We start from the raw sequence: 4,013 nt of genomic DNA, 5'->3' as shown, positions 1-4,013 counted from the left end.
CCGTAGCGCTCGATGCTCAGTTGATCCGTTATCGCAAGACATTCGATCTCTCGCTGGGCGACACGCTGGACCGCGCACAGGCCGAGCTCGGCGCCGCCATTCCTGGGCTCATCGCGGATTTGCCCGGTGTGCCGGGTGACGTGTTGCAAAGTGTCGGCCAGCGGCTGGAAGCGGCGCTTCCCGAAATTTTCGCCGCCTTGCCGCAAGACGTCCGATTGCAAGTCGACGACACGACCTTTCGCCCCACGGTGACGGCGCTTCAGCCGATCTATACCGGCGGCGCAATTCCAGCCTTACGACGAGCGGCGGCGGCCAATGTGGATCTGGCGCAGGCGAAGCAGCAGGAAGCGGTCAGTCTGGAGGACGTAAATCTGGCGCGGGCGTACTTTGGCCAGGTGCTGGCCGCCGAGGCGCTGAAGATCGCACGCGAGACCCGTGACGGCTTCGATCTGCATTTGCGCAACGCTCGACTGTTGGAATCGCAAGGCGTGCTCAGCCACGCCCAGACGCTTCAGGTCGAAGTCGCCCGCGATGCGGCTGAGCGGCAGGTCAACAGGGCCGAACTGGAGCACGACAACGCCGTGGCGTCCCTCGCCAGGGTCGTTGACACCAATGGCGCCGTCGTTCCAACCACGCCCCTGTTCGTGAACCGTGACCCAATCGGTCCAGCCGGCGTGTTTCTTGACCAGGCAAGCCAGACGAACGCTCGCCTTGCGCAGGCTCAAGCCGGGCGCGATCTGGCCGAGGCGGGCGCCGATCTCGCGGCGTCACGAATGAAGCCGTCCGTCTATGCATTCGGAACCTACAACCTGAACCCAGACGACGCTCTGCCGACCGAGCCGGATTGGGCGGTTGGGATCGGCGCCCGTTACACACTGATTTCGACAGTGGATCGACGACGCATGCTGGGGGCCGCACGCGCCCAGGCCTCGGCTGCTGCGGAGGTGGAACGACAGGCCCGAGACGACGCCCGATTGCTGGTCACGCGAGCCTATAATCAGGCGGAGTTGGCGCGTCGTCAGTTTCTGAGCATGGACAGCAGCCTGGAGGCCGCCAGCGAGAATCTTAGAGTTCAGGAGGTTGGGTTCCGTGAAGGCGAGGCCACAGCCGCCTCGGTCGTGGACGCCCGCAATCTTCTGGGGGCCGCGCGTTTGCAACGCGCAGCAGCAGCTTACGAATATGATCTCAGCCTGGCCGGCTTGCTGGCGGCGTCGGGAAGCGATCTGACCTTGAACGACTATCTGCAACGCGAAGACCGGATAAGCGCGCCATGAGCGAGACGCCTCCCTTTGCCGATGCCCCGACAAACGGTGCGCCGACCATCGCGGCCAGTCGTACGTCTGCACGGCGACGTATTCTGCCTGTGATCGTGGGCGTCGGCCTCGTGCTGCTGATCGGCTTCATCATCGTGGGCCTCTTCCTCGCGGCCCGTCCTGCCAGGGATCAGGTTCAGGGCATGGTCGAGGCGGAGACCTTCACTGTTGCGACCAAGGTGCCCAGTCGCGTGGAGCGCTTCCTGGCTTCAGAGGGCGATCAGGTGAAGGCAGGTCAAGAGTTGGCTCTGATGAGCAGCCCGGAGGTTGCAGCAAAGGAGGCTCAGGCCCGGGCCCTGCTTCAGTCGAGTGAGGCCATTCAGTCGATGAGCCGCGAAGGCGCTCGCCGCGAGGATGTGCAGTCGGTCGAGTCCGTCTGGCGCGCCGCCCAGGCGACGGCTCGTTTGGCGGACCAGACTGCGCGGCGGGCGGAGAACCTGTTCGCCGAAGGCGTGATTTCCGCCCAACGCCGTGACGAAGCCGTGGCCGCTCGCGCTGCTACAGCCTCGCAGTCCGAAGCCGCCCGTCAGCAGTACCTGAAGGCGTTGGCAGGGACACGGCCGCAGGAAAAATCCGTTGCCGACGCCAATGTGCGAGGCGCGCAGGCCGCCGTCGCCGAGGTCCAAAGCCTCCAGGGTGAGACACGACTGCTTGCGCCAAACGACGGCGAGGTTGCGGAGCGTTTCGCCAATGTCGGCGAGCTCGTGCTCACGGGCGTGCCAGTCTTCACAATCGTGGACATCGGCGACCCGTGGGTTACCTTCAGTGTGCGCGAGGATCAGTTTCGCGATCTGAAAATCGGCGCGATCGTGCGTGGCGACGTGCCCGCACTCGGCCTCGCTGACGTCGCCTTCCGGATCACCGCCATCAATCCTCAGGGCGAGTTCGCCACCTGGCGCTCAACCCGGCAGTCGAGCGGCTATGACGTGCGAAGCTTTCAGGTCAAGGCCAAGCCTGTTCGACCTGTCAGCGGCCTGAGGCCTGGCATGAGCGTGCTGTTCGATTGGTCCGCACGGTGAGACGCCTCGCGGCCGTCTTCGTATCGGCCGTTCGGGACGAGGCGCGCGTCCTGGTGACCCGACGGTGGGACGCATTCGTCGCTTTTGGCCTGCCGCTGATCCTGCTGATGGTCATCGCGGCGATGCTGGCCCCTGGAGTGATCCGTCAGGCCCCGGTCGCCGTGGTCGATCAAGACAATTCGGCCTTCAGCCGCGCCGCAATTCGCAACATGGAGGCGAGCGCCGGTGTTCGCGTGACCCATGCTCCGGCGACGATGACGGAGGCCATGGCCTTGATGCGACGTGGCGAGATTTACAGCGTCGCTCATTTTCCAGCAGATTTTTCTGACGGGGCGTTTCGTCGGCCGGAACAGGTGACCGTGTCGTTCAATGGCGCCTTCCAGACGGTCGGCGCCTTGTCGGCCTTGGGGCAGAGCGCGGCCATCGCATCAGCGGCCGGCCAGCAGTTGCAAGAACGCGCGCGCCAGAGAGGATTGCCCGAAACCGCATTGCAACTCTCCGCTGTCCAGGTGTCGATCGTCGGCAATCCGCAGCTCAGCTTCGAGCTTTTTCTCGGCGGACTTCTGGCGCCGGGGGTCCTTCATCTGCTGGCGGCTTGTTCCGCGGTGTTGGCGGTTGGTCGGCAAATGCAGGGCGGCTCTTTCAAGCGCTTCGAGGCCGAGACGGGCGGCTTCACGACAACAGCTCTGATCGGGCGACTCATTCCGCACTTCGTGGTCTTCAGCCTGTGGGGGTTGGCCTGGATCGCCTGGCTCAGCGGCGTCCGGGGCTGGGGTGTAGCAGGCTCTCTCCCTTTGCTGATCCTTGGCATGCTCGCCTTGATGGCGGTGAGCGTTGTCTTGTCGGCTTTTCTGGTCGCCGCGCTTGGCGAGGTGGATATGGCGTTCTCGGCCACCGCCATCTATTCGGGTGCGGCTATCGCCTTTTCCAACGGCACTCTCCCGCTGGACCATGGGCCGCGCTTCGCTCGGATCTGGAGCGATATCCTTCCCTATACGCACTATCTACGGCTGCAGACGGGCCAGCTGGTCACGGGTGCGACTTCCGCATCGGCATGGCGAGACTTGATGATTCTGAGCGGCGTCACCGTGCTCGGTCTGATCGTTTCGGCGCTTTTCATCCGAGTACGAGCGCGTCTTGTCCCAAAGCCGGAGAATTTGAACTTTCCGCTCCCGCAACAGGGCGTTATCGCCGCCTTCGCCGCGACGTTCCGGAACCTGCCGCGTGCGCGGCCGGTCAGCAGTCTGCTGATCCTGGCCGTCGTCCTTTACGCCTTTTACTATCCGGCCGCCTATGCCGGACAGGCCGCGACGGGACTGCCCATCGCCATAGCGACACCGACGCAGACAACGCTGACGCGCACTCTTGTCGAAGACCTGAATGCGTCGCGCGAGATTGAGGTCGCCGCCGTGATTTCATCCCCTGCTGAGGGCTTTGAACTGATGCGGCGCGGCGTGGTCGACGGGGTCGTCGTCCTGCCTCAGCGTTTTGAGGCCGATCTGTTGAGGGGGGCGCCGACGGGCGTGGCCATCTGGCTGAACGGCGGCTATCTGGTTCGTGTCACGGCTGTCGGCAGAGCCGTCGCCGCCGCAACAGCGCAGGTCGCCGAGGCGCAGTTGAAAGGGCTGCCTGATATCGCCCGCGCCGTCAGATTGGCGCCGACCCTGAAGCAGGTTTCCCT

3 protein-coding genes are annotated in these 4,013 nt (G+C 64.5%); all 3 read left to right on the top strand.

Features of this window, described 5'->3' with window-relative positions:
• A partial coding sequence (locus tag VH88_RS14355) for a TolC family protein (protein WP_045811852.1) occupies window positions 1-1,274 on the top strand: 1,274 nt, incomplete at its 5' end.
• Window positions 1,271-2,332, top strand: a complete 1,062-nt coding sequence (locus tag VH88_RS14350; RefSeq protein ID WP_231576703.1) for an HlyD family secretion protein — start codon at window positions 1,271-1,273, stop codon at window positions 2,330-2,332. The genes VH88_RS14355 and VH88_RS14350, both read left to right, overlap by 4 nt.
• 107 nt (window positions 2,333-2,439) lie before the next feature.
• The coding region (locus VH88_RS14345; protein WP_231576702.1) for an ABC transporter permease at window positions 2,440-4,013 on the top strand (1,574 nt) is incomplete at its 3' end.

This window comes from Brevundimonas sp. KM4 (assembly GCF_000964075.1).
GTDB lineage: Bacteria > Pseudomonadota > Alphaproteobacteria > Caulobacterales > Caulobacteraceae > Brevundimonas > Brevundimonas huaxiensis.
The sequence above is the reverse complement of the archived record's forward strand: the minus strand, read 5'-3'. Positions and strand labels throughout refer to the sequence as shown.

Bases quoted from the DNA above. Each gene is read 5' to 3' on its own strand.
- VH88_RS14350 (WP_231576703.1), top strand. From the start codon at position 1,271: ATGAGCGAGACGCCTCCCTTTGCCGATGCCCCGACAAACGGTGCGCCG.